This is a genomic window from Burkholderia sp. Ac-20345 (genome assembly GCF_017104825.1).
GTDB classification, from domain to species: Bacteria; Pseudomonadota; Gammaproteobacteria; order Burkholderiales; family Burkholderiaceae; genus Burkholderia; species Burkholderia lata_B.
Window position 1 is genome coordinate 1 of the sequence record NZ_JAAGPO010000404.1, and the last position, 3237, is coordinate 3237.

The window sequence follows — 3237 nt, forward strand, 5'->3', positions numbered from 1 at the left end:
TCGGCGGTGCTGGCAACCGGCAACCGTGCGCTGTTCGCGGGCGCGGCCGGCGAGGCGCTGGTCGCCGCGCTGCCGGCGTCGCTGAAGGCACATGCGGTCGTGCGCAAGCAGGCCGATGCGCCGTTCGACGCGGTGCTGTTCGAAGGCGACAGCGACGAGCTGCAGACGCTCGTGAAGGACGTCGCGCAGCGGCCGGGCCCGATCGTGTCGGTGCAGGGCGTGTCGGTGGGCGCGTTCGAGAACGGCGATGCGGAAGATTACGCGCTGGAACGGCTGTTGACGGAACGCTCGGTGAGCGTGAACACGGCCGCGGCGGGTGGCAATGCGAATTTGATGACGATCGGCTGATCATCCTTGCCGTTCGGATCAAACATAGGAAGCGGCAAGGCGATCCCGAAGCCGCTCCATTTACCCTGGTACCAAGGAGATGCTATGCAACACACGATGAAAAAGCTGGCAGGCGCGACGTTCGTCGCGGTCATGTCGCTGGCGGGGACGGCCCATGCGGATGACGTGAAGATCGGTTACGCAGGGCCGATGACGGGCGCGCAGGCGCACTACGGCAAGGATATGCAGAACGGGATCGTGCTCGCGATCGAGGATTTCAACGCGACGAGCCCGAAGATCGGCGGCAAGCCGGTGAAGTTCGCACTCGACACGCAGGACGACCAGGCTGACCCGCGCACCGGCACGACGGTCGCGCAGAAGCTCGTCGACGACGGCATCAAGGGCATGCTCGGCCACTTCAACTCGGGCACGACGATTCCGGCTTCGCGCATCTACGCGAACGCGGGCATTCCGCAGATCGCGATGGCGACCGCACCGGAATACACGCAGCAGGGCTACAAGACGACCTTCCGCATGATGACGTCCGACACGCAGCAGGGCTCGGTGGCCGGCACGTTCGCGTCGAAGGATCTCGGCATGAAGAAGATCGCGATCGTCGACGACCGCACGGCCTACGGCCAGGGTCTCGCCGACCAGTTCGAGAAGGCTGCGAAGGCCGGCGGCGCGTCGATCGTCGACCGTGAATTCACGAACGACAAGGCGGTCGACTTCAAGGCGATCCTGACCAAGCTGAAGGCTGCGAAGCCGGATCTCGTCTACTACGGCGGCGCGGATTCGCAGGCTGCACCGATGGTCAAGCAGATGAAGACGCTCGGCATCACCGCCCCGCTGATGAGCGGCGAAATGGTGAAGACGCCGACGTTCCTGAAGATCGCGGGCAACGCGGCCGACGGCACGATCGCTTCGCTGGCAGGTCTCCCGCTGGAAGAAATGCCGGGCGGCAAGACGTACGCGGACAAGTACAAGAAGCGCTTCGGCGAAGACGTGCAGACGTACTCGCCGTACGCGTACGACGGCGCGATGGCACTGTTCAACGCAATGAAGAAGGCCGATTCGACCGATCCGGCGAAGTACCTGCCGCTGCTCGCGAAGACCGACATGGCCGGCGTGACGTCGACGCACGTCGCGTATGACGCGAAGGGCGACCTGAAGAACGGCGGCATCACGATGTACAAGGTCGAGAAGGGCGAGTGGAAGCCGCTGAAGAGCATCGGCGGCAAGTAAGCAGCCTGTGACGTGACGAACGGGTGGCGGCGTGTGCCGCTGCCCCGCCGATCATGTGAAAAAGCCACCGGGCCGTAGGGCCGGGTGGCTTTTTCTTATTCCGCAGCCGCGCAAGCGGCTATTCGCGACGCACGCGCAGCAGGAACTTCTGCAGCTTGCCCGTCGGCGTGCGCGGCAGCGCCTGTACGAACGTGAATTCGCGCGGGATCTTGTACGCAGCGAGCCGCTCGCCGCAGAACGCGCGCAGCGCGTCTGCATCGGGCACGCTGCCCGCGCGCAGCACCACGTGCGCAACGACCGTCTCGCCCCAGTCGGGATGCGGGACGCCGACCACGGCCGCCTCGGCAATGTCCGGGTGCGCGCCGAGCACGTCTTCCACTTCCTTCGAATAGACGTTCTCGCCGCCCGTCACGATCATGTCCTTCAGCCGGTCGACGATGAACAGGTAGCCATCCTGATCGATCCGCGCGATGTCGCCGGTGCGGTACCAGCCGTCCGGCGCGAATGCGGCGCGTGTCGCGGCCGCATCGTCGAGATAGCCGAGCATCATGCTGTCGGTCTTCAGCCAGATCTCGCCGGTCTCGCCCGGCTGCGCGTCGATGCCGTCCATCCGTACGACGCGCAGGTCGACGCCCGGGCCGCCCGTGCGGCCGATCGAACCGGCCTTCGCGACCTGCTCGTCCGGATACAGCGTCGTGCCGGCCGGGCCCGCTTCCGTCATGCCGTACACCTGGAAGAACGCGTCGCTGCGATACGCGCGCGCAAGCCGTTCGGCCTGCGCGGGGCCGATCGGGCCGCCGCCGTACAGCCACGCGCGCACGCTCGACAGGTCGAACGCCGCGAAGCCGTCGATCGTGTCGAGCGGCAGCAGGTACGACACCGGCGCGCCGAAATACAGCGTCACGCGCTCGCGCTCGACGGTCTGCAGGAACCGCAGCGGATGGTATTCGCGCAGCAGCACGACGGTGCCGCCCGCGACCAGCGTGCCGCCGAACCAGTTGTTGAGCGGCGACGAATGCCAGATCGGCATCGCCATCAGCGTGCGCTCATTGCGGCCGATGCCGGTCGCGAGCGCCGCCTGCATCGCCGCGAGCGTCACGGTGCGGTGGCTGTGCACGCAGCCTTTCGGGTGGCCGGTCGTGCCGGACGTATAGAGGATCTGCGCGATTTCGCCGTCGGCCGGCTCGATGCCGGCGAGGCCGTCCATCGACGCGCACAGCGTGTCGAAGCACGGCACGCCGTCGAGCTCGCCTTCGGTCACGAGCCGCCGCGCGGGATGCACGAGGCGTTCGATCACGGGGGCGAGCGCCACGTCGAACAGCAGCGCCTTGCTGCGGCTGTGTTCGAGCACGTAGTCGACTTCCGGCGCCTGCAGCTTGTGATTGATCGGCACGAACGTCGCGCCGAGCCGCCATGCGCCGAACATCAGGTCGACGAAGGCCGGCGTGTTGAAGCACATCGCGGCGACACGGTCGCCGGCCGCGACGCCGAGCGCGCTCAGCACGGCTGCCGCGCGGTGCGAGCGCTCGCGCGCGGCGGCATAGGTGATCGTCGCGGATTCGCTGACGAGGAACGGCTTGTCGGGCGTCGCACGGGCGGCGCGGTCGAGGGCGGCGACGAGGTTCATCGGGACTCCGGGCGGGCGATCGTAGGCGAACTGGGTCG

3 protein-coding genes are annotated in these 3237 nt (G+C 67.3%); 2 read left to right on the plus strand and 1 reads right to left on the minus strand.

Annotated elements, in window-relative coordinates:
- Together G3O06_RS47325 and G3O06_RS47330 are read left to right on the plus strand one after the other, a co-directional pair.
- A partial coding sequence (locus G3O06_RS47325; protein ID WP_205820196.1) for a hypothetical protein occupies positions 1 to 348 on the plus strand: 348 nt, incomplete at its 5' end.
- A gap of 84 nt (positions 349 to 432) precedes the next feature.
- Positions 433 to 1572, plus strand: a complete 1140-nt coding sequence (locus G3O06_RS47330; protein WP_174916776.1) for a branched-chain amino acid ABC transporter substrate-binding protein — start codon at positions 433 to 435, stop codon at positions 1570 to 1572.
- A gap of 118 nt (positions 1573 to 1690) precedes the next feature.
- On the opposite strand, the gene G3O06_RS47335 is transcribed toward G3O06_RS47330, so the two are convergent.
- Complete coding sequence (locus G3O06_RS47335) at positions 1691 to 3199, minus strand: AMP-binding protein (RefSeq protein ID WP_205820197.1); 1509 nt, start codon at positions 3197 to 3199, stop codon at positions 1691 to 1693.
- Positions 3200 to 3237: the final 38 nt, after the last annotated feature.